Origin of the sequence: Pseudomonas sp. UBA6753 (assembly GCF_002453565.1) — a bacterium.
In the GTDB taxonomy this organism is placed as follows: Bacteria; Pseudomonadota; Gammaproteobacteria; order Pseudomonadales; family Pseudomonadaceae; genus Aquipseudomonas; species Aquipseudomonas putida_Z.
Window position 1 is genome coordinate 22,783 of sequence record NZ_DKHD01000033.1, and the last position, 26,321, is coordinate 49,103.

General features: G+C 63.4%; 23 protein-coding genes. 13 read left to right on the forward strand and 10 right to left on the reverse strand.

Features of this window, described 5'->3' with window-relative positions; genetic code table 11:
- Positions 1–165: 165 nt before the first annotated feature.
- The 4 genes from B2790_RS13950 to B2790_RS13965 all read right to left on the reverse strand — a co-directional run bounded on the left by B2790_RS13950 (position 166) and on the right by B2790_RS13965 (position 5,687).
- A complete protein-coding gene (locus B2790_RS13950; protein ID WP_075044415.1) occupies positions 166–1,200 on the reverse strand; it encodes an ABC transporter substrate-binding protein in 1,035 nt (344 codons plus the stop codon).
- Between the two features lie 40 nt (positions 1,201–1,240).
- Entirely contained in the window at positions 1,241–2,365 is a 1,125-nt protein-coding gene (locus B2790_RS13955) for an ABC transporter ATP-binding protein (protein ID WP_286919011.1), read from the reverse strand.
- 294 nt (positions 2,366–2,659) lie between these two features.
- A complete protein-coding gene (locus tag B2790_RS13960; RefSeq protein WP_170929296.1) occupies positions 2,660–3,292 on the reverse strand; it encodes a response regulator in 633 nt (210 codons plus the stop codon).
- Between the two features lie 7 nt (positions 3,293–3,299).
- Positions 3,300–5,687, reverse strand: a complete 2,388-nt coding sequence (locus tag B2790_RS13965; protein ID WP_286919012.1) for a PAS domain-containing sensor histidine kinase — start codon at positions 5,685–5,687, stop codon at positions 3,300–3,302.
- A 94-nt stretch (positions 5,688–5,781) separates the two neighbouring features.
- On the opposite strand from B2790_RS13965, the gene B2790_RS13970 reads away from it, so the two are divergent.
- Complete coding sequence (locus B2790_RS13970) at positions 5,782–6,780, forward strand: alpha/beta hydrolase family protein (RefSeq protein ID WP_286919013.1); 999 nt, start codon at positions 5,782–5,784, stop codon at positions 6,778–6,780.
- Between the two features lie 108 nt (positions 6,781–6,888).
- Here B2790_RS13970 and B2790_RS13975 read toward each other — a convergent pair whose 3' ends face one another.
- From B2790_RS13975 to B2790_RS13985, 3 genes are read right to left on the reverse strand one after another with little or no spacing between them, the layout of a single operon-like run.
- The gene (locus B2790_RS13975) at positions 6,889–7,656 is read right to left on the reverse strand and encodes a TerB family tellurite resistance protein (RefSeq protein ID WP_286919014.1); all 768 of its coding nucleotides are present in this window, start codon (positions 7,654–7,656) and stop codon (positions 6,889–6,891) included.
- A gap of 1 nt (position 7,657) precedes the next feature.
- Positions 7,658–8,329, reverse strand: coding sequence for an N-acetylmuramate alpha-1-phosphate uridylyltransferase MurU (gene murU / locus B2790_RS13980; RefSeq protein ID WP_112251556.1), 672 nt, complete (start codon positions 8,327–8,329; stop codon positions 7,658–7,660).
- Positions 8,326–9,345 carry an aminoglycoside phosphotransferase family protein gene (locus tag B2790_RS13985; RefSeq protein ID WP_286919015.1) on the reverse strand — a complete coding sequence of 340 codons (1,020 nt, stop codon included), beginning with the start codon at positions 9,343–9,345 and terminating at the stop codon, positions 8,326–8,328. Before B2790_RS13985 ends, murU begins: the two co-directional genes overlap by 4 nt.
- A gap of 130 nt (positions 9,346–9,475) precedes the next feature.
- Between B2790_RS13985 and B2790_RS13990 the strand changes: the two genes are divergently transcribed.
- The 11 genes from B2790_RS13990 (at position 9,476) to B2790_RS14040 (ending at position 23,494) form a co-directional block, all read left to right on the forward strand.
- Positions 9,476–12,277, forward strand: a complete 2,802-nt coding sequence (locus tag B2790_RS13990; protein WP_286919016.1) for an LPS-assembly protein LptD — start codon at positions 9,476–9,478, stop codon at positions 12,275–12,277.
- On the forward strand, positions 12,258–13,577 hold the full coding sequence (locus B2790_RS13995; RefSeq protein WP_286919017.1) for a peptidylprolyl isomerase: 1,320 nt from the start codon (positions 12,258–12,260) through the stop codon (positions 13,575–13,577). The genes B2790_RS13990 and B2790_RS13995 overlap by 20 nt, the downstream gene beginning before the upstream one ends.
- Positions 13,574–14,563: a 4-hydroxythreonine-4-phosphate dehydrogenase PdxA gene (gene pdxA / locus B2790_RS14000; protein WP_075044408.1), complete on the forward strand. Its 990-nt coding sequence runs from the start codon at positions 13,574–13,576 to the stop codon at positions 14,561–14,563. The genes B2790_RS13995 and pdxA overlap by 4 nt, the downstream gene beginning before the upstream one ends.
- Positions 14,560–15,363, forward strand: a complete 804-nt coding sequence (gene rsmA, locus B2790_RS14005) for a 16S rRNA (adenine(1518)-N(6)/adenine(1519)-N(6))-dimethyltransferase RsmA (protein WP_286919018.1) — start codon at positions 14,560–14,562, stop codon at positions 15,361–15,363. The genes pdxA and rsmA overlap by 4 nt, the downstream gene beginning before the upstream one ends.
- A gap of 205 nt (positions 15,364–15,568) precedes the next feature.
- Positions 15,569–15,949 (forward strand): Co2+/Mg2+ efflux protein ApaG, encoded by a 381-nt coding sequence (apaG, locus tag B2790_RS14010; RefSeq protein WP_012270198.1) that lies wholly within the window; start codon positions 15,569–15,571, stop codon positions 15,947–15,949.
- Positions 15,949–16,815 carry a symmetrical bis(5'-nucleosyl)-tetraphosphatase gene (locus tag B2790_RS14015; RefSeq protein ID WP_286919019.1) on the forward strand — a complete coding sequence of 289 codons (867 nt, stop codon included), beginning with the start codon at positions 15,949–15,951 and terminating at the stop codon, positions 16,813–16,815. The genes apaG and B2790_RS14015 overlap by 1 nt, the downstream gene beginning before the upstream one ends.
- A 14-nt stretch (positions 16,816–16,829) precedes the next feature.
- Entirely contained in the window at positions 16,830–17,159 is a 330-nt protein-coding gene (glpE, locus tag B2790_RS14020) for a thiosulfate sulfurtransferase GlpE (protein ID WP_085692029.1), read from the forward strand.
- A gap of 283 nt (positions 17,160–17,442) precedes the next feature.
- Positions 17,443–19,365, forward strand: coding sequence for a PrkA family serine protein kinase (locus B2790_RS14025; RefSeq protein ID WP_015268718.1), 1,923 nt, complete (start codon positions 17,443–17,445; stop codon positions 19,363–19,365).
- 130 nt (positions 19,366–19,495) lie between these two features.
- Complete coding sequence (locus B2790_RS14030) at positions 19,496–20,767, forward strand: YeaH/YhbH family protein (RefSeq protein WP_013970586.1); 1,272 nt, start codon at positions 19,496–19,498, stop codon at positions 20,765–20,767.
- Complete coding sequence (locus B2790_RS14035) at positions 20,764–22,332, forward strand: SpoVR family protein (RefSeq protein WP_025337455.1); 1,569 nt, start codon at positions 20,764–20,766, stop codon at positions 22,330–22,332. Before B2790_RS14030 ends, B2790_RS14035 begins: the two co-directional genes overlap by 4 nt.
- Before the next feature lie 55 nt (positions 22,333–22,387).
- Positions 22,388–23,494: a multifunctional CCA addition/repair protein gene (locus tag B2790_RS14040; RefSeq protein ID WP_286919020.1), complete on the forward strand. Its 1,107-nt coding sequence runs from the start codon at positions 22,388–22,390 to the stop codon at positions 23,492–23,494.
- A 228-nt stretch (positions 23,495–23,722) separates the two neighbouring features.
- Here B2790_RS14040 and folK read toward each other — a convergent pair whose 3' ends face one another.
- Positions 23,723–24,232 carry a 2-amino-4-hydroxy-6-hydroxymethyldihydropteridine diphosphokinase gene (gene folK / locus B2790_RS14045; protein ID WP_085664083.1) on the reverse strand — a complete coding sequence of 170 codons (510 nt, stop codon included), beginning with the start codon at positions 24,230–24,232 and terminating at the stop codon, positions 23,723–23,725.
- Positions 24,223–24,579: a dihydroneopterin aldolase gene (gene folB, locus B2790_RS14050; protein WP_004375185.1), complete on the reverse strand. Its 357-nt coding sequence runs from the start codon at positions 24,577–24,579 to the stop codon at positions 24,223–24,225. The genes folK and folB overlap by 10 nt, the downstream gene beginning before the upstream one ends.
- Before the next feature lie 74 nt (positions 24,580–24,653).
- Here folB and plsY point away from each other — a divergent pair, with 74 nt between their 5' ends.
- Positions 24,654–25,223, forward strand: coding sequence for a glycerol-3-phosphate 1-O-acyltransferase PlsY (plsY, locus tag B2790_RS14055; protein ID WP_013970581.1), 570 nt, complete (start codon positions 24,654–24,656; stop codon positions 25,221–25,223).
- 3 nt (positions 25,224–25,226) lie between these two features.
- Here plsY and tsaD read toward each other — a convergent pair whose 3' ends face one another.
- Positions 25,227–26,252 carry a tRNA (adenosine(37)-N6)-threonylcarbamoyltransferase complex transferase subunit TsaD gene (tsaD, locus tag B2790_RS14060; RefSeq protein ID WP_025337452.1) on the reverse strand — a complete coding sequence of 342 codons (1,026 nt, stop codon included), beginning with the start codon at positions 26,250–26,252 and terminating at the stop codon, positions 25,227–25,229.
- Between the last annotated feature and the right edge of the window lie 69 nt (positions 26,253–26,321).

The following is a 26,321-nucleotide window of genomic DNA, read 5'->3' on the forward strand; positions in this document are numbered from 1 at the left end:
GATCCCTGTGAGAGCTTTTCCCACAGGTACTGCACTGGCCTCAGGGCCTCTGATCCCTGTGGGAGCTGCCCCTACAGGTACTGCGCTGATATCGGGGATAGCGCGGTCCCTGTGGGAGCTGGCTTGCCGGCGATGGGCCGCAAAGCGGCCCCCTACGCTGGTCGTTTACTTCTTCGCCGCCCAGGCGTTGAAGCGTTGCTCCAGCTGCTCGCTGTTGTCAGCCCAGAAGGCCACATCGATCTGCACCTGGTTGGCGATGTTTTCAGGCGTGGTCGGCATGTCCTTCTTCACCGCGTCCGACAGCAGGCTCACGGCCTTGGAATTGGCCGGGCCGTAGGCGATGTTCTCGGAGTAGGTCTTCTGCTGCTCGGGCTGCACGCTGAAGGCGATGAATTTCTTCGCTTCCTCGGCATCCTTGGCGCCTTTCGGGATGGCCCAGGCGTCGAAGTCGTAGATGCCGCCGTTCCACACCACCTTCAGGTTGCTCTCTTTCTGCACCGCAGCGATGCGGCCGTTGTAGGCAGAGCTCATGACTACGTCACCCGAGGCCAGGTACTGCGGCGGCTGGGCGCCAGCTTCCCACCACTGGATGCTTGGCTTGAGTTCGTCGAGTTTCTTGAAGGCGCGGTCCACGCCCTCTTTGGTGCCCAGCACCTGGTACACGTCCTTCGGCGCCACGCCGTCGGCCATCAGGGCGAATTCCAGGGTGTACTTGGCGCCCTTGCGCAGGCCGCGCTTGCCCGGGAATTTCTTGGTATCCCAGAAATCGGCCCAGCTGGTCGGTGCGGTCTTCAGCTTGTCGGCGTTGTAGGCCAGCACCGTGGACCATACGAAGAAGCCCACGCCGCATGGCTGGATGGCACCCGGCACATAGTCGGCCTCATTACCGAACAGGGCCGGGTCGAGTTCTTCGAACATGCCCTCGTCACAGCCACGGGCCAGTTCTGGCGACTCAACTTCCACCAGGTTCCAGGACACGCTCTTGGTGTCGACCATGGCTTTGACCTTGGCCATCTCGCCGTTGTACTCGCCTGCGACGATCTTGCCCTTGCCGGCCTTCTCCCACGGTTCGTAGAACGCCTTGACCTGGGCCGCCTTGTTGGCACCGCCGAACGAAACCACGGTGAGGTCTGCGGCCATGGCCTGGCCAGCGGCGAACAGCCCCAGGGCCAGGGCGGTCAGTTTCAACTGCTTGCGCATTATTATTCTCTCCACAGTACAGGGTTGGTGAAGCAATCCATCAATGGGCTTCGGCAATCGGATCGAGCGCGCGGGCGTGCTCCACCTCCCAGCCCAGCGGTACCACATCGCCTACGGCCAAAGCCGGGTCGAGCTCGGCAATCGGCTGTTTCACGAAGAAGTCGCCCTTGCCGCAAACTTCCAGGCGCACCCGCACGTGGTCGCCCAGGTAAATGAATTCGGCCACCCGGCCCGAGAAGCGGTTCACGCAGCTTTCGCTGTGGCCGTTCAGGCGCACGCGCTCCGGGCGGATCGACAGGGTCACCGGCTCGCCGGCCTGGCCGACATTCACCGCCAGCGCCTCGACCCGCTCGCCACGTGGCAACTGCACCTGGCAGCGCTTGCCATCACTGGCCAGCAAGGTGCCGTTGATGCGGTTGTTCTCGCCGATGAAGTTGGCGACGAAGGTGTTGCAGGGTTCTTCGTACAGCGTGCGCGGGTCGGCGATCTGCTGGATTTCACCCTGGTGGAACACGGCCACCCGGTCGGACATGGTTAGCGCTTCGCCCTGGTCGTGGGTCACGTACACCACGGTCACGCCCAGGCGCTGGTGGATGTGCTTGATCTCCATCTGCATGTGTTCGCGCAGCTGCTTGTCCAGCGCGCCCAGCGGTTCGTCCATCAGCACCAGCTGCGGCTCGAACACCAGTGCCCGGGCCAGGGCTACACGCTGCTGCTGGCCGCCGGACAGCTGGCCGGGGTAACGCTTGGCGAAGGCATCGAGCTGGACCATGCTCAGCACCCGCTTGACCCGCTCGCTGATGTCGGTCTTGCTCAGGTTGCGCACGGTCAGCGGGAAGGCCAGGTTCTCGGCCACGGTCATGTGCGGGAACAGCGCGTAGTTCTGGAACACCATGCCGATGTCGCGCTTGTGCGGCGGCACGTTGTTGATCGAGCGCCCGGCCAGCTGGATTTCACCGGCGGTGGGGGTTTCGAAGCCGGCCAGCATCATCAGGCTGGTGGTCTTGCCCGAGCCGGACGGGCCAAGCAGGGTGAGGAACTCGCCCTTGCGAATATCCAGGTTGAGGTCTTTGACGATCAGCGACTCGCCGTCGTAGCTCTTCTGCACACCACGGAAGCTGACCAGCGTTTCGCTGGTTGCAGCGTTCGACTTCGCCTCGCTCATGCCTGCACCTTCTTGTTGGATGACTGCGTAGGCAAAGACTAGACAAGCGGCAAGCGCCGGAAAATCGGGGGTACTGAGAGAATGCCATCATCCGGATGGAAGATTTGCTGTAGGGATTCCCCTACAAAGATGGCGGGTTTGGAATGCTCATCCGAGCCATCCGCCAAACCTGTGGGAGCGGGCATGCCCGCGAAGGGGCCGGTTCAGTCATAAAGATCCGCAGGTCAGGCCCTTTCGCGGGCACGCCCGCTCCCACAGGGACCTCGGCAAGTTTCGAGAACAGGCATGTCGCATTCAGACCAGCTTGTGCTCCATCGCGTACTTCACCAGCTCAGCCAGCGAGTTCACTTTCAGCTTCTGCATCAGGCGCGCCTTGTGGGTGCTGATGGTCTTGCTCGACAGCGCCAGCTGCTGGGCGATGTCGTTGACGTTGGCGCCCTGGGCCAGGCGTTCGAACACCGAAAACTCCCGCTCCGACAGCAACGTGTGCAACGGCCGCGACTCCGTCAGGCCCACTTCGAAGACCATGCGGTCGGCCAGCGCCGGGTCGATATAACGCCCTCCAGCGGCAACCCGGCGAATCGCAGTCAGCAGCAGCGCCGGGTCGCTGTCCTTGGTGGCATAGCCCGCCGCCCCGGCCTTCAGCGCCCGCGCCGCCATCTGCGCTTCATCGTGCATCGACAGCATCAGGATCGCCGGGGCGTCGTGCAACGCGCGGATCCGCGGGATCGCCTCCAGGCCATTCACACCCGGCATCGAGATATCCAGCAGTACCACCTCGCACGGCGTGTGGCGCAGGGTTTCCAGCAGCTGCTCACCGTTACCGGCCTCCCCCGCCACCTGCATGTCCTTGGCCAGGCCAATCAACTGCTTGATGCCCTCACGTACAATGGTGTGGTCTTCGGCCACCAGCACTCGAATCACGATCGCTCTCCTACTCCAACGGTATGGCCACGCTCAGGCTGGTGCCTTCGCCCGGTTCACTGTCCAGCGCCATGCTGCCGCCCAGCATCAGCACCCGCTCACGCACCCCGACCAGGCCGAACGAGGTGGGCCGGGGCTGGTCGCGGCAAAAGCCCTGGCCGTCATCGCTGACAGTCATGCGCAATTGCCCGTGCTCACGCACCAGTTCGATCTCCACGCTGTGCGCCTGGGCATGGCGCATCACGTTGGTCAGTGCCTCCTGGAGGATACGGAACAGCCCGGTGGCCTTGGCGTCGCTCAATGCTGGCAGATTATCCGGTACTTGCACCAGGCAGGGGATCTGCGTGCGTGCTTCAAAACGCCGCGCCTGCCATTCGATGGCCGAGGCGATGCCGGCATCGAGAATCGGCGGGCGCAAGGCGGTGGCCACATCGCGCACCAGCTGGAACAGTTGGGCGATCAGGCGCTTCATGCTGGTCAGGCGCTCGTTCAGGCCCGGGTCCAGCTCGGCGAAGGCCAGCTCGCACATCGACACCTCCAGCTTGAGCACGGTCAGCATCTGCCCCAGTTCATCGTGCACTTCCCGGGCGATGCGGGCCTTTTCTTCCTCACGCACGCTCTCCAGGTGGGCCGACAGTTCGCGCAGCTGCTCCTGGGACCTGGCCAGCGCCAACTCGGCCCGCTTGCCCTGGGTGATGTCCCACACCACGCCGTCCCACACCACCTGGCCGTTGCCCAGGCGCCGGGTGCTGGCCTTGATGTCGGCCCAGCGCTGTTCACCCTGGCGGGTGAGGATGCGCCCCTGCCAGGACCAGTCCTGGTCACTGGCCAGGGCCAGGTCCTGCACTCGGTGGTAATCGGCGCGGTCCTCGGGATGTACCAGGTTGCGCAGGCCCATCTGCGGGTGCTGGATCTCGCTGGGCGAATAGCCCACCAAGGCCTCGCTGCCCTCGCTGATGTAGGGGAATTCCAGGTCGCCCTCGGCCGGGTCGCGCTCCAGGCGGAACACCAACCCCGGCACGTTGCCGGCAATGCCCTTGAGCCGCGCCTCGCTTTCGCGCAGGGCCGCAAGGGCGCGGTGGCGCTCGGTAACATCGGCGAGGTAAACCACAAGGTACTCGGAATCACGAAAGCGCAGAAAACTCAGCGACAGCTCGACCGGCAGCAGGCTCTGGTCAGCCCGGCGGCACTGCGTCTCGAACTGGCCGATACCACCCGCCCCGGTGCGCGCGCCCTTCCACAGCTCCAGCCAGCGGTCCATGGTCAGGCTGGGTTCAAAGTCGCTCAGCGGCCGCTCCAGCAGCGCGCCTTCGCCATAGCCCAGCATGCGCTCGGCGGCATGGTTGGCGTAGCGTACATGGCTGTCCCAGTTGACCCAGAGGATGCCCACCGTGCTCTGGTCGATGGCGAACTGGCTCAGGCGCAACGCTTCTTCGCGCACCTGCCGCTCCACCAGGCTTTCGCGCGTGGCCAGCAGGCTGCGCTCCAGCTGGCGCTGCTGCCGACGCTGCCACACCAGGGTGGCCAGCACGCACAACAGCAGCATGCCGAACAGCAGGGCCAGGTTCTGCCAGAACCCCGTCGACTCGCTCAGGCGTGGGTACTTTGGCTGCAGCCAACGCTGGTGCAGTTGCTCCAGCTCCTTGGCCGGCAGTGCCTGCAGGCCACGCTCGAGCACATCGGCCAGCAGCGGCCAGTCGCGCCGCGAACCGATGCGCAACAGTTGCGGCAGGCCGATATCGCCGACCACCGCCAGCTCGCCGAACTCGCTTTCGCGCGACAGGCGGCTGAGCTGGGCTTCGTCCAGCACTGCGAAACTGGCTTGGCCGCCCACCACCAGTTGCAGGGCCTCGCGCTCGTTGGGCACCCCTTGCAGGTTGAGGTTGCTGTAGTTGCCACGCAGGTAGTCCGCCAGCTGGCTGGGCATGCGCACCGCCACCCGCTGCTCGGCCTCGAGCGTTTCCAGTTCCACGGCCATGGTCCCGGTGCGCGGCCCAACCACCAGTTGCGGCACGCGCATGTAAGGGTCGCTGAACAGCCACAGACGCAAGCTGGCAGGGGTCTGGGTAAGCCCCGGGGCAAAGTCGATTTCGCCGGCCTGCAGGGCATGCTCGAGGCTGGCCTGATCGGCGAAGTTGCGCCAGGTAAGGTCCAGCCGCAGCGCCTGTGCCAGGCTGCTCACCAGTTCCACGTTGGCCCCGTACAGCTGCTGCAGGCGCCGGTCGAACTGAGCGTAGGGCGCCTGCAACACCAGGCCGACACGCAGGCTGCGGTGTGTATCCAGCCATTGCTGCTGGGCCGGTTCCAGGGCAACCGTGGGCACCGCTTCGGGTCTGGCCAATGCAATCAAGGGCAGCCAAAAGCAGCCGATAACCAACAGGCGACGCACTCGCTTCATCTACACGCTCGTCTTGGCAAGGCGGCCATGCAGCATGGCCGTCACGGGCAAATACTATTAGGCTGCCGGTATCATTCTGGCCCTGGGTTGACTCATGTCCACACTTTATCGCACGACGCTGGCAATGTGCTGCCTGGCCTCGATCCTTCCACTCGGCGCCCTGGCCGCCGATGCCGAAAAACCATCCACCACCACCGAGGCACCCGCTGCCCAAGCCCCTCGCCCGCCGCTGCTGGAGCGCAGCCAGGAGGACGCCCAGGCGCTGGAGCGGCTGGTGCCCAAGGCCGAACAGCAGACCCTGCAGGCCGGTGCCGACAGTTTCCTGGCCCTGTGGAAACCGGCCAACGACAGCGACCCGCAAGGTGCGGTCATCATCGTCCCGGGGGCTGGCGAAACGGCTGACTGGCCAAATGCGGTCGGCCCGCTGCGGCAGAAGTTCCCCGATATCGGCTGGCACAGCCTGAGCATCAGCCTGCCCGACCTGCTCGCTGACAGCCCGCAGGCGCGGGTCGAGGCCAAGCCGGCTGCCGAGCCGCAGCCAGACAACGGCGAAAGCGCCCCGGCCAAGGACATGCCGGCCGATGCCAATGCCAACGTCGCCCAGGCCACCGCAGCCGATGCCGACACCGCAGAGAGCACTGACGCCAAACAGGCCAGCGAGCAAACCGACCCGGCCGATGCCGAGCGCATTTTTGCCCGCCTGGATGCTGCGGTGGCCTTTGCCCAGCAGCACAACGCCCGCAGCATCGTGCTGATCGGCCATGGCAGCGGCGCGTATTGGGCGGCCCGCTACCTGAGCGAGAAACAGCCACCGCAGGTGCAGAAACTGGTGATGGTTGCCGCGCAGACACCGGCGCGGGTGGAGCATGACCTGGAAAGCCTGGCGCCGACCTTGAAAGTGCCGACTGCCGACATCTACTACGCCACCCGCAGCGCTGACCGCAATGCTGCCGCGCAGCGCCTGCAGGCCAGCAAGCGGCAGAAGGACAGTCAGTACCGGCAGTTGTCGCTGATTGCCATGCCGGGGAACAAGGTGGCCGAGCAGGAGCAACTGTTCCGCCGGGTGCGGGGGTGGATGAACCCGCAGGGGTAAGGTTTGCCATGATGGCCCCATCGCCGGCAAGCCAGCTCCCACAGGTACCCTACAGTGTTCAGGGTCAGTGCAATACCTGTGGGAGCTGGCTTGCCGGCGATAGGGCCATCAAAGCCCGCGCCGCTTGCGGATCATGGCATAAGCCTGATGCAGCTCCCGGGTCCGCTCGGTCGCTTCACGCACCTGCGCCTCACTGGCACCAGTGCCCGCCAGCTTGTCCGGGTGGTGCCGGCTGACCAGCCGACGATACGCCTGCTTGACCTTGTCGGCATCGGTATCCGCCTCGACCGCCAGCAAGCGCAACGCCGCCGCATAGGTCATGGCGACCCCTTCCGGACCCGCCGCCTTGCGTGGTTCGTACTCCAGCGACATGGCTTGCACCTGCCGCCGGCTCAGGCCCAGTTTCTGCCCCCAATCCAGCAGCAGTTCACGCTCCTTGTTGCCCATCTTGCCGTCGGCCCAGACCATGCGCCAACAGGCACGCAGGGTGCCCTCGGCCGCATGCGGCTGCTGGCGAATGCGCCGCAGGTGCCCACTCAGTCGGTCCTTGCCCGCCTTGCCACGGTTGAACGCGGCAATCGCGCGCAGCCGGGCCGCTTCGGCCAGGGCCAGGCGCACCATCTCCTGGCGCGCCTGCTGGATATGCTGCTCGCCCACCCGGCCATCGCACTTGGCCAGGCGCCCGAGCATCACGAACAGTAACTCGTCGTCCTGCAAGGCCGGGCGCCCGCCCAGGCGCTCACGCATGTCCTCCCAGCCCTGCAAACGCAGGCGGCGGTCCATGGCCTGGCCGAGCAACGCGCCGAGCAAGGCCCCGGGGATGCTGGCAACGGCAAAGCCGGCACCGGCACCAATCACCGTGCTTGGCCACCACATGTCAGGCGCGCTCGCCGATCAGGCGCTCGGCCTCGGCCAGGCGTTCGAGCGTACCGACATCAACCCAGTGACCCCGGTAGTGCTCGCCACTGACCTGGCCCGCAGCCATGGCCTGGCGCAGCAACGGCGCCAGCTTGAAGGCGCCAGGCTGGCAGCCTTCGAACAGCGCCGGGTGCAGCACCGAAAGGCCGCTGAAGGTCAGCGTGCCAGGGGCATCATCACCATCGACCACCCGCTCGCCCACCAGGCGGAAGTCGCCGCGGCCGTGATGGCCTGGGTTATCGACCAGCACCAAATGGGCCAGGCCTTGCAGGGGAGCCAGCAGGCGCGCGAAGTCGTAGTCGGTCCAGACATCGCCGTTCACCAACAGGAACGGCGCGTCACCCAGCAATGGCAGGGCCTTGAAGATGCCACCGCCGGTTTCCAGCGGCTCGCCTTCGGGCGAATAGCGGATGCTCAGGCCGAAACGGCTGCCGTCACCCAGGTGGTCCTCGATCTGCTGGCCGAGCCAGGCATGGTTGATCACCACCTCGGTGACGCCCGCCGCAGCCAGGGCCCGCAGGTGGTACTCGATCAGTGGCTGGCCGGCGACCGGGACCAGCGGCTTGGGGGTGTGCAGGGTCAGCGGGCGCATGCGCTCGCCTTTGCCCGCTGCCAAAATCATTGCCTTCATGCACGCGCTCCGGCCTGCAACTCGGCAATCAGCTTACCCAGCTCCGCCAATTCGGGCCGGCGGCTGATCACTTCTTCTATATAGGCGAAGAAGCGCGGCACGTCGCCCAGGTAACGGGGTTTGCCGTCGCGGTGGCAGATACGGGCGAAGATGCCGATCACCTTCAGGTGGCGCTGCACACCCATCAGGTCGCTGGCACGCTGGAACGCCTCGAAGTCGGCCTGCACCGGGATGCCGGCAGCCTGCGCCTTCTGCCAGTAGCCGCGCAGCCAGCTTTCGACCCGCGCCTGCGGCCAACTGAGGAAGGCGTCCTTGAACAGGCAGGTGATGTCGTAGGTGACCGGGCCGTACACGGCATCCTGGAAGTCCAGCACGCCGGGGTTGGGCGTGCTCTGCATCAGGTTGCGCGGCATGTAGTCGCGGTGCACCAGTACCTTGGGCTGGGCCAGTGCGCTGTCGATCAGTAGCTGGCTGATTCGTTGCCAGGTGGCTTTCTGGGCATCGCTGAAGACCAGGCCAAGCTCACGGCCCACGTACCATTCCGGGAACAACTCGACTTCACGGCGCAGCAGCGCATCGTCGTAGCTGGGCAGCGGCGCGTCCATCGGCAGGCGCTGGAACGCCAGCAACGCGTCGATGGCATCGGCGAACAGGCCGTCGGCGTTGTTGGCATCAATGATATCAAGGTATGTCTGGTAGCCCAGGTCACCCAGTAGCAGGAAGCCACGCTCCAGGTCCTGGGCATGGATCAGCGGCACATGCACGCCGGCGCTGGCCAGCAAGTGGTCGATGGCGACGAACGGTCGGCAGTTTTCCTGCGGAGGTGGTGCATCCATGATCACGAAGCTGTGGCCGGCGCCCTGCCAGCGAAAGTAACGACGGAAGCTGGCATCGCTGCTGGCCGCGGTCAGGCTGCCTGCGGGCACTTCGCCCCAGGCGTTTTTCCGGAAAAGATCATTGAGCTGCTCATCGAGCCAGACCGTCAGTTGTTGCAGGCGTACATCGTGTTCAGGCATTACAAGGGTCTCCGACGGCCCTAGCCGTCAAGCGGGTCATGCTTTATTATCCAGCATCTTTTTCAGACCATCGAGAGGCGTGCGGCCCCACACGCGGGCAGATGGCACGCAGGAAGCCCGGACTAATAAGATGGCATTGAAATCCCCCGCGTTTCGTAGAAAGTTTCCGTTGCTGGTAACCGGCGGTTTGCTGGCCCTGCAACCTCTGGCCACGTCTTACGTGGTGGCAGCCGAACAGTTCGACTGCCAAGTGTCCGCCTCCGGTGGTTGGGACTGCAAGCCCAAGACCCCAGCCAACAACCTGCCGCCGCGCCCGGTGCACGAGGGTGCTGCCGTCAGCACCGGCACCGAAGCCGCGAGCGAAGGCGAAACCGCGGACCGGCCGATGCTGGTCACCGAGGCCAAGGGCCGTGGCCTGAAGTCGCGTAGCGAAGACTACAGCCACCTGGACTGGGTTCCGCGTGAAAAGCTCACTGCCGCACAGCTGGCCGAAACCGGCCCGTACTGCGGTGGCGCCTACATCGAGCCAACCCGCCCGGGCATGGCCGACACCACGCCGAAGGACGAGTCGCCGACCTACATCAACGCCAAGGTATCCAAGTACCAGCAGGAGCAGCAGATCGCTACCCTCGCCGGTGACGTGGTGATGCGCCAGGGCAGCATGCAGGCCGAGGCCGACGAGGCCAACCTCTACCAGACCGAAAACCGTGGCGAGCTCAAGGGCAACGTCAAGATCCGTGACAACGGTTCGCTGGTGGTCGGTGACGAGGCACAGATCCAGCTCGACACGGGCGAAGCCCAGGTCGACAACGCCGAATACGTGATGCACAAGTCGCACATCCGCGGCAGTGCCCTGTACGCCAAGCGTGGCGAGAACGCCATCATCCGCCTCAAGGACGGTACGTACACCACCTGCGAACCGGGCAGCAACGCCTGGCAGCTGAAGGGCAACAACATCACCCTGAACCCGGCCACCGGTTTCGGTACCGCGACCAACGTTACGCTGCGGGTCAAGGATTTCCCGGTGTTCTACACACCGTACATCTACTTCCCGATCGACGACCGTCGCCAGTCCGGCTTCCTGCCGCCATCGTTCAGCAGCACCAGCGACACCGGCTTCATGCTGGTCACGCCGTACTACTTCAACCTGGCGCCGAACTACGACGCCACGTTGTACCCGCGCTACATGACCAAGCGCGGCCTGCTGATGGAAGGCGAGTTCCGCTACCTGACGCCTTCCAGCGAAGGCCAGTTCGGTGGCGCGTACCTCAACGACAAGAACGACGACCGCAAAGACCAGACTGACTACAAAGAACAGCGCTGGATGGTCAACTGGCAGCACAAGGGTGGCTTGGACGAGCGCCTGATGGCTGAAGTGGACTACACCGACATCAGCGATCCGTTCTACTTCCAGGATCTCGAGTCCGACCAGATTGGTGTTGAGTCCAAGGACCTGCTCAACCAGCAGGGCGCACTGACCTACCGTGGTGACAGCTACACCGCGCGATTGAACGTACATGCCTACGAGATGGCGACCATCTCGAAGATCACGCCGTATGATCGTCTGCCGCAGGTTACCTTCAATGGTAAGCTGCCGTACGAACCGGGTGGGCTCAATATTGCCTACGAAACCGAGGCAGTCCGCTTCGATCGTGATCTGAAAGACGACTTTGTGCTGGATGAAAACGGCAACCCTGATTTCTCCGCAGGTGCGGCGGGCCGTCGCCTGGACCAGAACGTCAGAGGTATTGCCCGTGCCAACGGCAACCGCTTCAACGTTGCGCCGTCGATCAGCCTGCCGATGGAAGCCAGTTACGGTTTCCTGACCCCCAAGCTGAAGTACGCGTACACCCACTACGATCTGGACTTGGACAGCGAGGGCAAAGCCCAAGCAATCGCGCAATCGGCTAACCCGGCGTACGGCAGCTACAACAGCTCGCTGAACCGCGACATCCCGATCTTCAGTGTCGACAGTGGGCTCTACTTTGACCGAAATACGTCATTGTTCGGCACCAACTACAAGCAGACTCTCGAACCGCGCCTGTTCTACCTCTACGTCCCATATAAGGATCAGAGGGACATCCCGCTGTTCGCCACGGGTGAAAGCCTGTTCAGCTACGATTCGCTATTCCGCGACAACCGCTTCAGCGGCATCGACCGCATCGGTGACGAGAACAAGCTGTCGCTGGGGGTAACCACCCGCTGGATCGAAGAGAACGGCTTCGAACGCCAGAACTTCAGTATCGGCCAGGCGTACTACTTCAAGGATCGTAAAGTCCAGCTGCCGGGTATCGACTACCGCGACCGCGCCGACTCGCAGTCCGACGTATCGCCATACGCGCTGCTGTACAACTACTACTTCAACCGCGACTGGCGCTTCAACTCAACCTACAACTGGGACCCGGACACCAGCAGCCCACGCTCGGGCAGCGCGATGTTCCACTACCAGCCTGAAGACAACCCGAACAAGGTGGTCAACCTCGGTTATCGCTACCGTAACGACACCATCGCCTACGACTCTGCGACCGGTACCTGGAAAGTAGGCGGCGGCGACTATGGCACCCCGGGCAGCCCTAACTACGTGAAGGACTACTACAAGATCCAGCAGCATGACTTCTCGGTCATCTGGCCGATCGTTCCGCAGTGGAGCGTCATCGCTCGCTGGCAGCATGACTACAACCGCAACCGCACCCTGGAAGCCATGGGCGGTTTCGAGTACGACAACTGCTGCTGGAAGCTGCGTCTGATCAACCGCTACTGGATCGATTACGACGACTTCAGCCAAGCACTCCCGACGAACGAGAAAGGCGATCACGGCATCTTCCTTCAGATCGTCCTGAAAGGCCTCGGTGGTGTAGTCGGCAACAAGGTCGAGTCTTTCCTCGACCAAGGCATTCAAGGTTATCGTGAACGTGAAGACCAAGCTTATTGATCGACTGCGCCCGGCGTTGCTGGGCGTTGCATTGCTGAGTGGCGCGGTGCATGCCGCGGTACAACCTCTTGATCGCGTGGTGGCCATCGTCGACAACGACGTGGTTATGCAAAGCCAGCTGGAGCAGCGTGTCCGCGAGGTCCAGCAAACCATCGCCAAGCGCGGCGGCGGCATGCCGCCTGCCGGTGCTCTGGACCAGCAGGTACTGGAACGCCTGATCGTCGAGAACCTGCAACTGCAGATCGGCGAACGCTCCGGCATCCGCATCACCGACGAAGAACTGAACCAGGCCATGGGCACCATTGCCCAGCGCAACGGCATGTCGCTGGAGCAGTTCCGCGCCGCCCTGGCCCGTGACGGCATGTCGTTCGACGACGCCCGCGAGCAGGTCAAGCGCGAGATGATCATCAGCCGCGTGCGCCAGCGCCGCGTGGCCGAGCGTATCCAGGTGTCCGAGCAGGAAGTGAAGAACTTCCTCAACTCCGACCTTGGCAAGATGCAGATGTCGGAAGAGTACCGCCTGGCCAACATCCTGATCCCGACCCCGGAAGCGGCCAACTCGGAAGCCATCCAGGCCGCCGCGCGCCAGGTTGGCGATGTGTACCAGCAGCTCAAGCAGGGCGCGGACTTCGGCCAGATGGCCATTGCCCGCTCCGCCAGCGAAAACGCCCTGGAAGGCGGCGAGATGGGCTGGCGTAAAGCCGGCCAGCTGCCACCAGACTTCGCCAAGATGCTCAGCAGCATGCCGGTTGGCGAAATTACCCAGCCTATCCGCATCCCCAACGGCTTCATCATCCTCAAACTCGAGGAGAAGCGTGGTGGCAGCGAGAACGTGCTGCGTGACGAAGTGCACGTTCGCCACATCCTGATCAAGCCTAGCGAGATCCGCAGCGAGGCGGCCACCGAGCAACTGGCCGAACGCCTGTACGAGCGCATCAAGAACGGCGAAGACTTCGGCGAGCTGGCCAAGAGCTTCTCGGAAGACCCGGGTTCGGCGCTTAACGGCGGCGACCTCAACTGGGTCGACCCGAACAGCCTGGTACCGGAGTTCCGCGAGCAGATGGCCAACGCCGCCCAAGGCGAAGTCACCCGCCCGTTCAAGACTCAGTACGGCTGGCATGTCCTGGAAGTGCTGGGCCGTCGCGCCACCGACAGCACCGAGCAGGCTCGTGAGCAGCAGGCCATGAACGTACTGCGCAACCGCAAGTACGACGAAGAGCTGCAGACCTGGCTGCGCCAGATCCGCGACGAGGCCTACGTTGAAATCAAGCTGCCTGGCGCTGACCAGGCCGCCCAGTGAAGCCCCTGCGCTTCGCCGTCACCCCCGGCGAGCCGGCCGGCATAGGCCCCGACCTGTGCCTGCTGCTCGCCGCAGACGCCCAGCCGCACCCCCTGATCGCCATCACCAGCCGTGACCTGCTCGCCGAGCGGGCCACGCAGCTGGGGCTGGCCGTCAACCTGCTGCCGGTAGCCCCGGGCCTATGGCCCGAGCAGCCGGCGCCAGCGGGTAGCCTGTACGTCTGGGATACCCCCCTGGCGGCCCCGGTAGTGCCGGGCCAGCTCGACAAGGCCAATGCCGCGTTCGTGCTGGAAACCCTGACCCGTGCCGGGCAAGGCTGCCTGGACGGGCACTTCGCCGGGATGATCACCGCCCCTGTACACAAGGGCGTGATCAACGAAAGCGGTATCGCCTTCTCCGGGCATACCGAATTCCTTGCCGAGCTGACCCACACCGCGCAAGTGGTGATGATGCTGGCCACCCGTGGCCTGCGCGTGGCCCTGGTGACCACACACCTGCCGCTGCGCGACATCGCCGACGCCATCACTGCCGAGCGCGTCGAGCGTGTAACCCGTATCCTGCATGCCGACATGCGCGACAAGTTCGGCATTGCCAACCCGCGCATCCTGGTGTGCGGCCTCAACCCGCACGCGGGCGAGGGCGGCCACCTGGGCCGCGAGGAAATCGACATCATCGAGCCGACCCTGGCCCGCCTGCGCACCGAAGGCATGGACCTGCGCGGGCCGCTGCCGGCCGATACCCTGTTTACCCCCAAATATCTGGAGCACTGCGATGCGGTGCTGGCGATGTACCACGACCAGGGCTTGCCTGTACTCAAGTACAAAGGCTTCGGCGCTGCAGTCAACGTGACCCTGGGCCTGCCGATCATCCGCACGTCGGTCGACCACGGCACCGCCCTGGACCTGGCCGGTACCGGCAAGGTCGACACCGGCAGCCTGCGCGTCGCGCTGGAAACCGCCTACCAGATGGCCGAGAACCGACCATGAACGAGCAATACCAACACCGGGCGCGCAAGCGCTTCGGCCAGAACTTCCTGCACGACGCCGGCATCATCGACCGCATCCTGCGTGCCATCAACGCCAAGGCCGGCGAACATCTGCTGGAAATCGGCCCCGGCCAGGGCGCCCTGACCGAAGGCCTGCTGGGCAGCGGGGCACAGCTGGACGTGGTGGAACTGGACAAGGACCTGGTGCCGATCCTGCAGCACAAGTTCGCCGGTCGCAGCAATTTCCGCCTGCACCAGGGCGACGCCCTGAAGTTCGACTTCAACCAGCTGGGCGTGCCACCGCGCAGCCTCAAGGTGGTGGGCAACCTGCCCTACAACATCTCCACCCCACTGATCTTCCACCTGCTCAGCCATGCCGGGCTGATCCGCGACATGCACTTCATGCTGCAGAAGGAAGTGGTCGAGCGCATGGCCGCCGGCCCTGGCGGTGGTGACTGGGGGCGTTTGTCGATCATGGTGCAGTACCACTGCCGGGTCGAGCACCTGTTCAACGTTGGCCCTGGCGCCTTCAACCCGCCGCCGAAAGTGGACTCGGCCATCGTCCGCCTGGTGCCGCACGAAGTGCTGCCGTACCCGGCCAAGGACGCAAAGCTGCTGGAGCAGGTGGTACGCGAAGCCTTCAACCAGCGCCGCAAGACCCTGCGCAACACCATGAAAGGCCTGCTCGACAGCGCCGCCATCGAAGCTGCCGGCGTGGACGGCAGCCTGCGCCCTGAACAGCTGGATCTGGCCGCCTTCGTGCGCCTGGCTGACCAGTTGGCCGATCAGCCCAAAGTCTGACTCAACCTGATCCGGCCTCTTCGCGGGCACGCCCGCTCCCACAGGTAGATCACCTCCTTCAAATAGGGTGAGATCCTGTGGGAGCGGGCGTGCCCGCGAAGAGGCCGGGACAGACAACACAAATCCCCAAGCCCCTCACCGCTGGCCCTCCCCCCTCCCAATGGCCTAGACTGCATTATTGCGTCAGTTCGCCCAAGGCCCTTGCATGTCCGACCCCCGCTATCAGATCGACGTCAGCGTCGTGACCCGCTACCTCAAAGAACAATCCGACCCCGAAAACAGTCGTTTCGCTTTCGCCTACACCATCACCGTGCAGAACAATGGCTCGCTCAAGGCCAAGCTGCTGTCGCGCCACTGGCTGATCACCAACGGTGACGGCGAAGTCGAGGAGGTGCGTGGAGCCGGCGTGGTCGGCCAGCAGCCCAACATCGACCCGGGCCAGAGCCATACCTACAGCAGCGGAGCGGTCATCAGCACCCGCGTGGGCACCATGCAGGGCAGCTACCAGATGTTCGCCGAAGACGGCAAACGCTTCGATGCCGAGATCGCCCCCTTCCGCCTGGCGGTCCCCGGGGCGCTGCACTGATGGCTACCTACGCCGTCGGTGACCTGCAGGGCTGCCTGCAGCCACTCAAGTGCCTGCTCGAAAGGGTCAACTTCAACCCCGCCGTCGACCGCCTGTGGCTGGTCGGTGACATGGTCAACCGCGGCCCCGAGTCACTGGAAACCCTGCGCTTCCTTTATTCGATCCGCCAGTCGCTGGTGTGCGTGCTGGGCAACCATGACCTGCACCTGCTGGCCGCCTGGCACAACGTCGAACGCCTGAAGAAAAGCGACACCCTGCGCGAGATCATCGAAGCGCCGGACGCCGACCAGCTGTTCGACTGGCTGCGCCAGCAAAAGCTGCTGCATTACGACGAACCCCGTGGCATCGCCCTGGTTCACGCCGGCATTCCACCGCAATGGACCTTGGGCAAAGCCCTGGAGCTGGCCGCCGAGGTCGAGGAAGTGCTGCGTGACGACGAGCGCCTGAAACTGTACCTGGACGGCATGTACGGCAACGAGCCGAACAAGTGGAGCAAGAACCTCAGCGGCATCGAACGCCTGCGGGTCATCACCAACTGCCTCACGCGCATGCGCTTCTGCACCGCCGAGGGCAAACTCGACCTCAAGAGCAAGGAAGGCCTGGATACCACCCCCAAGGGCTACAAGCCCTGGTACGCACACAAAGGCCGCCGCTCACGCCACGTGAAGATCATCTTCGGCCACTGGGCCGCCCTGCAGGGGCAGGTCGACGAGCCCGGCATCATCGCCCTGGACACCGGTTGCGTGTGGGGCGGTGCCATGACCCTGTACAACGTCGACAGCGGCGAATACCACCGCTGTGACTGCAGCGACGACGGCAACTTACGCCTCCCCACCCAAACGCCTACACTGAACGATCAATCCTGAAGGAAGCCGTACCCATGAGCGAATTCAAGCGCATCCCTCCCGAACAGGCCCTGGCCCTGCGCGCGCAAGGTGCGGTAGTCGTCGACATTCGCGACCCGCAGGCCTTTGCCGCCGGCCACATCACCGGTGCCAAGCATCTGGATAACCATTCGGTCGCCGAGTTCATCCGCAATGCTGACCTCGATGCCCCAACCCTGGTGGTGTGCTACCACGGCAATTCCAGCCAGAGCGCCGCGGCCTATCTGGTGAACCAGGGCTTCTCGGACGTATACAGCGTGGACGGCGGCTTTGAGCTGTGGCGCGCCACCTACCCGGCCGAAACCGCCCAGGGCACTACCGAATAATTTTTTCATTTTTACTGCAGCCCGCGCCCCATGCGGGCTTGCGGCTTATCTGACGAACGGTCGTTCGCAACTTCTCCGCCCCTCGCCCTTGACCTTGCGGATAACCAACTATTCTTAAGCGCAGGCCATCCAGAAAAAGGGGAGAGCCGGTACACCGGCGTGCGGGTCATCGGTAGCGTTACAGGGTGTTCTGGGGGGTATACAGCAATCGGCAACCCCGGTTGCATGCCAGCATCAGCTGACTGATCCGGCGTCGTCTCCACGTATCGAGCGAGGTGACGTCATGAGTATTTTTAGCCACTTCCAACAACGTTTCGAGTCTACGCGCCAGGAAGAACTCTCGCTGCAGGAGTACCTCGAGCTGTGCAAAGAGGATCGCAGTGCCTACGCATCGGCGGCCGAACGGCTGTTGCTGGCCATCGGTGAGCCGGAGCTGATCGACACCTCCACCAACTCCAGACTGTCGCGAATCTTCTCCAACAAGGTTATCCGCCGCTATCCGGCCTTTGCCGACTTCCATGGCATGGAAGAGTGCATCGACCAGATCGTGTCCTACTTCCGCCACGCCGCCCAAGGCCTGGAGGAAAAGAAACAGATCCTCTATCTGCTGGGCCCGGTGGGCGGCGGTAAGTCGTCGCTGGCCGAAAAACTCAAGCAGCTGATGGAAAAGGTGCCGTTCTACGCCATCAAGGGCTCGCCGGTATTCGAGTCGCCCTTGGGCCTGTTCAACGCCACCGAAGACGGGGCCATTCTCGAGGAAGAGTTCGGCATCCCGCGGCGCTACCTGAACACCATCATGTCGCCCTGGGCCACCAAGCGCCTGCAGGAGTTCGGCGGCGACATCAGCAAGTTCAAGGTGGTGAAGCTGTACCCGTCGATCCTCAACCAGATCGCCATCGCCAAGACCGAACCCGGTGACGAAAACAACCAGGACATTTCGGCGCTGGTCGGCAAGGTGGATATCCGCAAGCTCGAGGAATTCCCGCAGAACGACGCCGACGCCTATGCCTATTCGGGCGCGCTGTGCCGGGCCAACCAGGGCCTGATGGAATTCGTCGAGATGTTCAAGGCCCCGATCAAGGTCCTGCACCCGTTGCTCACCGCCACCCAGGAAGGCAACTACAACAGTACCGAAGGCCTCGGCGCCATCCCCTACTCCGGGATTCTGCTGGCCCACTCCAACGAATCGGAGTGGCACACCTTCCGTAACAACAAGAACAACGAGGCGTTCATCGACCGGATCTACATCGTCAAGGTGCCGTACTGCCTGCGCGTCAGCGACGAAATCAAGATCTACGACAAGCTGCTGATCAACAGTTCGCTGGCCAAGGCCCACTGCGCGCCAGACACGCTGAAGATGCTCGCCCAGTTCACCGTACTATCGCGCCTGAAAGAGCCGGAAAACTCCAACATCTATTCGAAGATGCGGGTGTACGATGGGGAAAACCTCAAGGACACCGATCCGAAGGCCAAGTCGATCCAGGAGTACCGCGATGCCGCCGGCGTCGACGAAGGCATGAACGGCCTGTCGACCCGCTTCGCCTTCAAGATCCTGTCCAAGGTGTTCAACTTCGACCCGCATGAAGTGGCCGCCAACCCGGTGCACCTGCTGTATGTGCTGGAGCAGCAGATCGAGCAGGAACAGTTCCCGGCCGAGGTGCGCGAACGCTACCTGCGCTACCTGAAGGAGTACCTGGCCCCGCGCTACATCGAGTTCATCGGCAAGGAAATCCAGACCGCCTATCTGGAGTCCTACAGCGAATACGGCCAGAACATCTTCGACCGCTACGTGCTGTACGCAGACTTCTGGATCCAGGACCAGGAATACCGCGACCCGGAAACCGGCGAAATCCTCAACCGTATCGCCCTCAACGAAGAACTGGAGAAGATCGAGAAGCCGGCAGGCATCAGCAACCCGAAAGATTTCCGCAACGAAATCGTCAACTTCGTGCTGCGTGCCCGTGCCAACAACAACGGCAAGAACCCGAGCTGGCTGAGCTACGAAAAGCTGCGGGTGGTGATCGAGAAGAAAATGTTCTCCAACACCGAAGACCTGCTGCCGGTCATCAGCTTCAACGCCAAGGCAAGCAAGGAGGATCAACAGAAACACAACGACTTCGTCACGCGTATGGTGGAGCGTGGCTACACCGACAAACAGGTTCGTCTGCTGTCGGAATGGTACCTGCGGGTCAGGAAATCGCAATAAAGCGACAAGCTACCCACCGCGCGCCCAGGGCTGCTATGCCAGCCCTGGGCGGCGGCAGCTGCTTTGCTGCCTTTATGTGCAGCAGCTCGTAGCTTGAAGCGTGCAGCTGTTCCCAGCTACCGGAGGGACCATGAGCTACGTTATAGATCGACGCCTGAACGGCAAGAACAAGAGCACGGTGAACCGCCAGCGCTTCCTGCGGCGGTACCGCGAACACATCAAGAAAGCCGTCGAAGAGGCGGTGAGCCGCCGTTCCATCATGGACATGGAACATGGCGAGCAGATCAGCATTCCGGGGCGCGACATCGACGAACCGGTGCTGCACCATGGTCGCGGGGGCAAGCAGACCATCGTGCATCCAGGCAACAAGGAATTCACTGCCGGTGAACACATCCCAAGGCCCCAAGGCGGCGGCGGTGGCAGCGGCCGCGGCAAGGCCGGCAACTCCGGCGAGGGCATGGACGACTTCGTCTTCCAGATTACCCAGGAAGAATTCCTCGAGTTCATGTTCGAGGACCTCGAACTACCCAACCTGGTCAAACGTCACCTGACCGGGGCCGACACTTTCAAGACCGTGCGCGCCGGTATCGCCAACGAAGGCAACCCGTCACGCATCAACATCGTGCGCACCCTGCGTTCGGCCCATGCCCGACGTATCGCCCTGACCGGCAGCAGCCGCGCACTGCTGCGCGAAGCACAGAAGGAACTCGCCCGCCTGAAGGTCGAGGAGCCAGACAACTTCACCGATATCCAGGAAGTCGAACACGAAATCGAACGCCTGAAGGCACGCATCAACCGCCTGCCCTTCCTCGACACCTTCGACCTCAAGTACAACCTGCTGGTCAAGCAGCCCAACCCCAGCTCCAAGGCAGTGATGTTCTGCCTGATGGATGTGTCCGGCTCAATGACCCAGGCCACCAAGGACATCGCCAAGCGCTTCTTCATCCTGCTGTACCTGTTCCTCAAGCGTAATTACGACCGCATCGAAGTGGTGTTCATCCGCCACCACACCAGCGCCCGTGAAGTCGACGAGGAAGAATTCTTCTATTCGCGGGAAACCGGCGGCACCATCGTTTCCAGCGCCCTCAAACTGATGCAGGAGGTCATGGCCGAACGCTACCCGGCCAGCGACTGGAACATCTACGCCGCCCAGGCTTCCGACGGCGACAACTGGAACGACGACTCGCCGATCTGCCGCGACATCCTGGCCAAGCAGATCATGCCGCATGTGCAGTACTACACTTACGTTGAAATCACCCCGCGTGAACACCAGGCGCTGTGGTACGAATACGAGCGCATCGGCGAAGCCTTCCCCGACACGTTCGCCCAGCAGCAGTTGGTATCGGCCGGCGATATCTACCCGGTCTTCCGTGAACTCTTCCAGCGCAGGTTAGCCACATGACCGCCAGAGCACAGAGACGCCAACCTATTTCCACCGGGTCCGAGTGGACGTTCGAACTGATCCAGACCTACGACCGGGAAATCAGCCGCCTGGCCGAGCGTTACGCCCTGGACACCTACCCCAACCAGATCGAGGTGATTACCGCCGAGCAGATGATGGACGCCTACGCCTCGGTCGGCATGCCGCTGGGTTATCACCACTGGTCCTACGGCAAGCAGTTCCTCAGCACGGAGAAGTCCTACAGCCGTGGCCAGATGGGCCTGGCCTATGAGATCGTGATCAACTCCGACCCGTGCATCGCCTATCTGATGGAAGAAAACACCATGTGCATGCAGGCACTGGTGATCGCCCATGCCTGCTACGGCCATAACAGTTTCTTCAAGGGCAACTACCTATTTCGCACCTGGACCGACGCCAGTTCGATCATCGACTACCTGGTGTTCGCCAAGCAGTACATCGCCCAGTGTGAAGAGCGCCATGGCATCGATGCCGTAGAAGACCTGATCGACTCCTGCCACGCCCTGATGAACTACGGCGTCGACCGTTACAAGCGGCCTTATCCGATTTCCGCCGAAGAGGAGCGGCGGCGGCAGAAGGAGCGCGAGGAGCACCTGCAGCGGCAGATCAATGACCTTTGGAGGACCATTCCGAAGAGTGCCGACAAGGGTAACGAGCGCGATGATGCGCGCTTCCCCGCCGAACCACAGGAAAACATCCTGTATTTCATCGAGAAGAACGCCCCACTGCTGGAGCCCTGGCAACGTGAAGTGGTGCGCATCGTGCGCAAGATCGCCCAATATTTCTACCCGCAGCGCCAGACCCAGGTGATGAACGAAGGCTGGGCGACGTTCTGGCACTACACGCTGATGAACGACCTGTACGACGAGGGGCTGATCACCGAAGGCTTCATGATGGAGTTCCTGCAGTCGCACACCAGCGTGGTGTTCCAGCCCGGCTTCGACAGCCCCTACTACAACGGCATCAACCCTTACGCACTGGGTTTTGCGATGTACACCGACATCCGCCGCATGTGCGAAAACCCGACTGAAGAAGATCGCCGCTGGTTCCCCGACATTGCCGGCAGTGACTGGCTTTCTACCATCAAGTTCGCCATGAGCAGCTTCAAGGACGAGAGCTTCATCCTGCAGTACCTGTCGCCGAAGGTCATGCGCGATCTGAAGCTGTTCAGCATCCTCGATGACGACCAGCGCGACGACCTGTATGTACCTGCCATCCATGACGAGGCCGGCTACCGGACCATTCGCGAACTACTGGCGGCGCAGTACAACCTGGGCAACCGCGAACCGAACGTGCAGATCTGGAGCGTCGACCGCCGCGGCGACCGCTCGCTGACCTTGCGTCACCAGCAACACAACCGCAAACCGCTGGGCGACTCTACTGATGAAGTGCTCAAGCACCTGCACCGCCTGTGGGGCTTCGACATCCACCTGGAGACCGTCCAGGGCGAGCAGGTGATGAAAACCCACCACATGCCACCACGCGGCGAGCACGGCGAAAGTGCCGACTACGGCCGCATGGACCTGGCCGTCATCCACCACCTCTAGTGCCACGCCATGAGTGCCGACAGGGTATCCTGTCGGCAGTTATGGAGAGCTGCACATGCACATCTACAAAGTTGGCGGCGCCGTGCGCGACCGCCTGCTCGGCCGCCCTGTCAGCGATATCGACTGGCTGGTGGTCGGCGCCACGGTCGAGGAAATGCACGCCAAGGGCTTTCGCCCGGTCGGCGCTGATTTCCCGGTGTTCCTGCACCCGAAAACCGGCGAGGAATATGCCCTGGCGCGCACCGAGCGAAAGAGCGGGCGCGGCTACGGCGGCTTCACCTTCCACGCCAGCCCCGATGTGACCCTGGAAGAAGACCTGATCCGCCGTGACCTGACCATCAATGCGATGGCTGAGGACGAGACGGGTACGGTGTACGACCCCTACCATGGCCAGAACGATCTCGATCAGCGCCTTTTACGTCATGTTTCTCCGGCATTCGCCGAAGATCCATTGCGCGTGCTGCGTGTTGCGCGCTTTGCTGCTCGTTATGCGCCGCTGGGTTTTCGGGTTGCCGATGAGACGCTTGAGCTGATGCGCCAGATCAGCGCCTCGGGCGAACTGCAGGCGCTGACCGCCGAGCGCAGTTGGAAGGAAATCGAGCGGGCGCTGATGGAGGCACAGCCGCAGGTGTTCTTCCAGGTGCTGCATGCTTGTGGGGCCCTGCAGGAGCTGCTGCCAGAGCTTGGTGACGCCCCCCAGGCCCTGGCGGCGCTGGAACAGGCGGCGATGCACGAACAGCCCCTGCATGTACGCTGGGCCTGCCTGCTGCAGTCGCTGACACCGGCCGCGATCAAAGCCATCAACCAGCGCCTGAAGGCGCCGCGGGAGTGTCAGGAGCTGGCGCTGCTGACGGGTGAGTGCCTGAAGCTGGGCAACCAGGCGCAGGAGCTGTCTGCCACGGCACTGCTGGAGCTGTTGCAGAAGTTCGATGTGTACCGGCGGCCACAGCGGTTCGAAGACTTCCTGATCGCTTGCGAGATGACAGCGCTGGGCGAGGGCAAAGCGGGTTATCCACAGGCAGACTACCTGCGAGGAGCAGCGGCGGCGACGCGGGCGGTGGATGTGAAACAGTTGGTGCAGGCAGGGCTGACTGGCCAGGCCTTGGGTGAAGCGCTCAAAGGTGAGCGGCTGAAAGCGCTCGAGGCTTACAAGCTCGGTTGAACATACCGGCCCTTTCGCGGGCTCGCCCGCTCCCACAGGAACCGCGCATTTTCTGAGCCTTGCACCTAACCTGTGGGAGCGGGCAAGCCCGCGAAGGGCCGCAAAGCGGCCCCAATTTTCTTGACTGACCGGCATTAAGGCTCGCCCGCCCCCACGGCGATCACATGATGCCAAGTGTTGCGCGATCCCTGTGGGAGCGGCTTTAGCCGCGAAAGGGCCGGTACAGGCTTACGCGGGAGTCAATTGCAACCCACGCCACTCAAAGGCAACCGGGGCCAACACCTGATCAATCCGCGCCTCCTGCCACAACTGCGCCATTGTCTTGCCTACCCCCGGATGCACCAGCTCCGGCGCCAGCAGCGACAGCGGCCACAACACAAAGGCGTTCTTCAGGATCTCGGCCCGAGGCAATACCAGCCCGTCGAACGTGCCGTGCAGGCCGTCATACATCAGCACGTCGATATCCAGCGGCAGGCCCTTGCGGTCCGGCGCATAGCGGCCATTGTCGGCCTCGATGAACTTCAACCGGCGGTCCAGTTCGATCAACGGCAACGCAGTCTGCCCGGTCACCACGAAGTTTATGAACGGCCCGCTCTTGATCCCCACTGCCTGGCTTTCGAACGCCGGCGAACAGCGCATGTCGGTCAGGATGCCCGCCAACGCATCGAGCCCGGCGCACAAGTGCGCCTCGCGGTCGATGTTGCTGCCAAGGCCCAGGTAAACCGTGCTCAGAGACATCCGCGCTCGATCTCCACGCCAACACCACCACGGGCCGCCGGCACCGCACCCGGCTTGGTCAGTTTCAACCGCACCCACGGGATATGGAACTCTTCCATCAACGTCGCCACCAGGCGCTCGGCGAAGGTTTCCACCAACTCGAAACGGGCCTGTTCGGCAAACGCCTGGATGCGCGCCGACACACTGGCATAGTCCAGCGCCAGGTTCAGGTCGTCACCGGCCGCAGCCGGGCGGTTGTCCCAGGCAAAGCTCAGGTCCAGGCGCAAGCACTGGCGAATATCCCGCTCCCAGTCATAGGCACCGATGACGGTATCGACTTCCAGGCCTTCGATGAACACTCTGTCCAAGCACTTCTCTCCACAGCACGACAAGGGCGACTGGCGCCGTTAGAATCAGGGCGTCCTCGCCCGGAATAGTTAGCATGTTTTGGTTACTGGCGTTGCTCGCCTACCTGCTCGGCTCGCTGTCCTTCGCCATCGTCCTCAGCCGCCTTACGGGCAGCCCGGACCCGCGTTCCAGCGGTTCAGGCAATGCCGGCGCCACCAACATGCTACGCCTGGCAGGCCGCAAACTGGCGATCCTGACCCTGCTTGGCGACCTGTGCAAGGGCCTGTTGCCGGTATTGCTCGCCCGCGGTGCCGGGCTGGACCTGCACGCGCAGGCCTGGGTTGGCGTGTGCGCAGTGCTGGGCCACCTGTTCCCGCTGTACTTCCGCTTCCAGGGCGGCAAGGGCGTGGCAACCGCCGCCGGCATGCTCATGGCCCTGTACTTCCCGGCCGCGCTGCTGGCCATCGGTGCCTGGTTGCTGACCTTCTACCTCACTCGCACCAGCTCGCTGGCGGCGCTGATAGCCACACCGCTGACCTTGCCATTGCTGGCCTGGCGCGAGCCAGAGGCCCTGCTGCCGATCACCGTGCTGACAGCGATGATCGTATGGCGCCACCGCAGCAACCTGCGCGACCTGTTCGCAGGCCGCGAACGGCACTTCTAACGCTTAAACCGGCGGCAACTGCTCCATCGGCCAGCGTGCCTGCACGCTGATTGCCAGGTCCTGCTTTTGCCCTGCCAACAACCGCTGACAGCCGGCATAGGCGATCATCGCGCCGTTGTCGGTACAGAACTGCGGGCGCGCGTAGTACACGTTGCCCTTGATGCTGCCGAGCATGTCCTCGAGGGACGCACGCAAGGCCTTGTTGGCGCTGACGCCACCAGCAATGACCAGACGCTTGAGGCCAGTCTGCTTCAACGCCCGCTTGCACTTGATGGTCAAAGTCTCCACCACCGCCTGCTGGAATGCCAGGGACAGGTCGCAACGGGTTTGCTCACTGTCGTCGCCGGCATCGCGGCACTGCTGCCAGGTGTTCAGGGCAAAGGTTTTCAGGCCGCTGAAGCTGAACTCCAGGCCCGGGCGGTCGGTCATCGGCCGCGGGAACACGAAGCGGCCAGGCACGCCGCGCTCGGCCAGGCGAGCGATTTCCGGGCCACCGGGGTAGTTCAGGCCGATCAGCTTGGCGGTCTTGTCGAACGCTTCGCCAGCGGCGTCATCCAGGCTCTCGCCCAGCAGCTCGTACTGGCCGATGCCATCGACCCGCACCAACTGCGTGTGGCCACCGGAAACCAACAAAGCGACGAACGGAAACTCCGGCGGGTTTTCTTCCAGCATGGGTGCCAGCAGGTGGCCTTCCATGTGGTGTACGCCAATCGCCGGGATGTCCCAGGCAAAGGCCAGCGCCTGGGCGCAGGAGGCCCCCACCAGCAGGGCACCGACCAGGCCAGGGCCCGCGGTGTAGGCGATGGCGTCGATCTCGGTGGCGACGCAGCCGGCCTCATCCAGCACCTGGCGGATGAGTGGCAGCATGCGCTTGACGTGGTCACGCGAGGCAAGCTCTGGCACCACACCGCCGAACACGCGGTGCAGGTCGATCTGGCTGAACAGCGCGTCGGCCAACAAACCGCGTTCGCTGTCGTATAATGCGACGCCAGTTTCGTCGCAGGATGTTTCCAATCCCAGTACTAGCATGGGTTCGTCCCTTGTGGGGGCTGAATTCGAAGCCGCGCATGATAGTCCCCGTGTCGGATGCCGACCAGC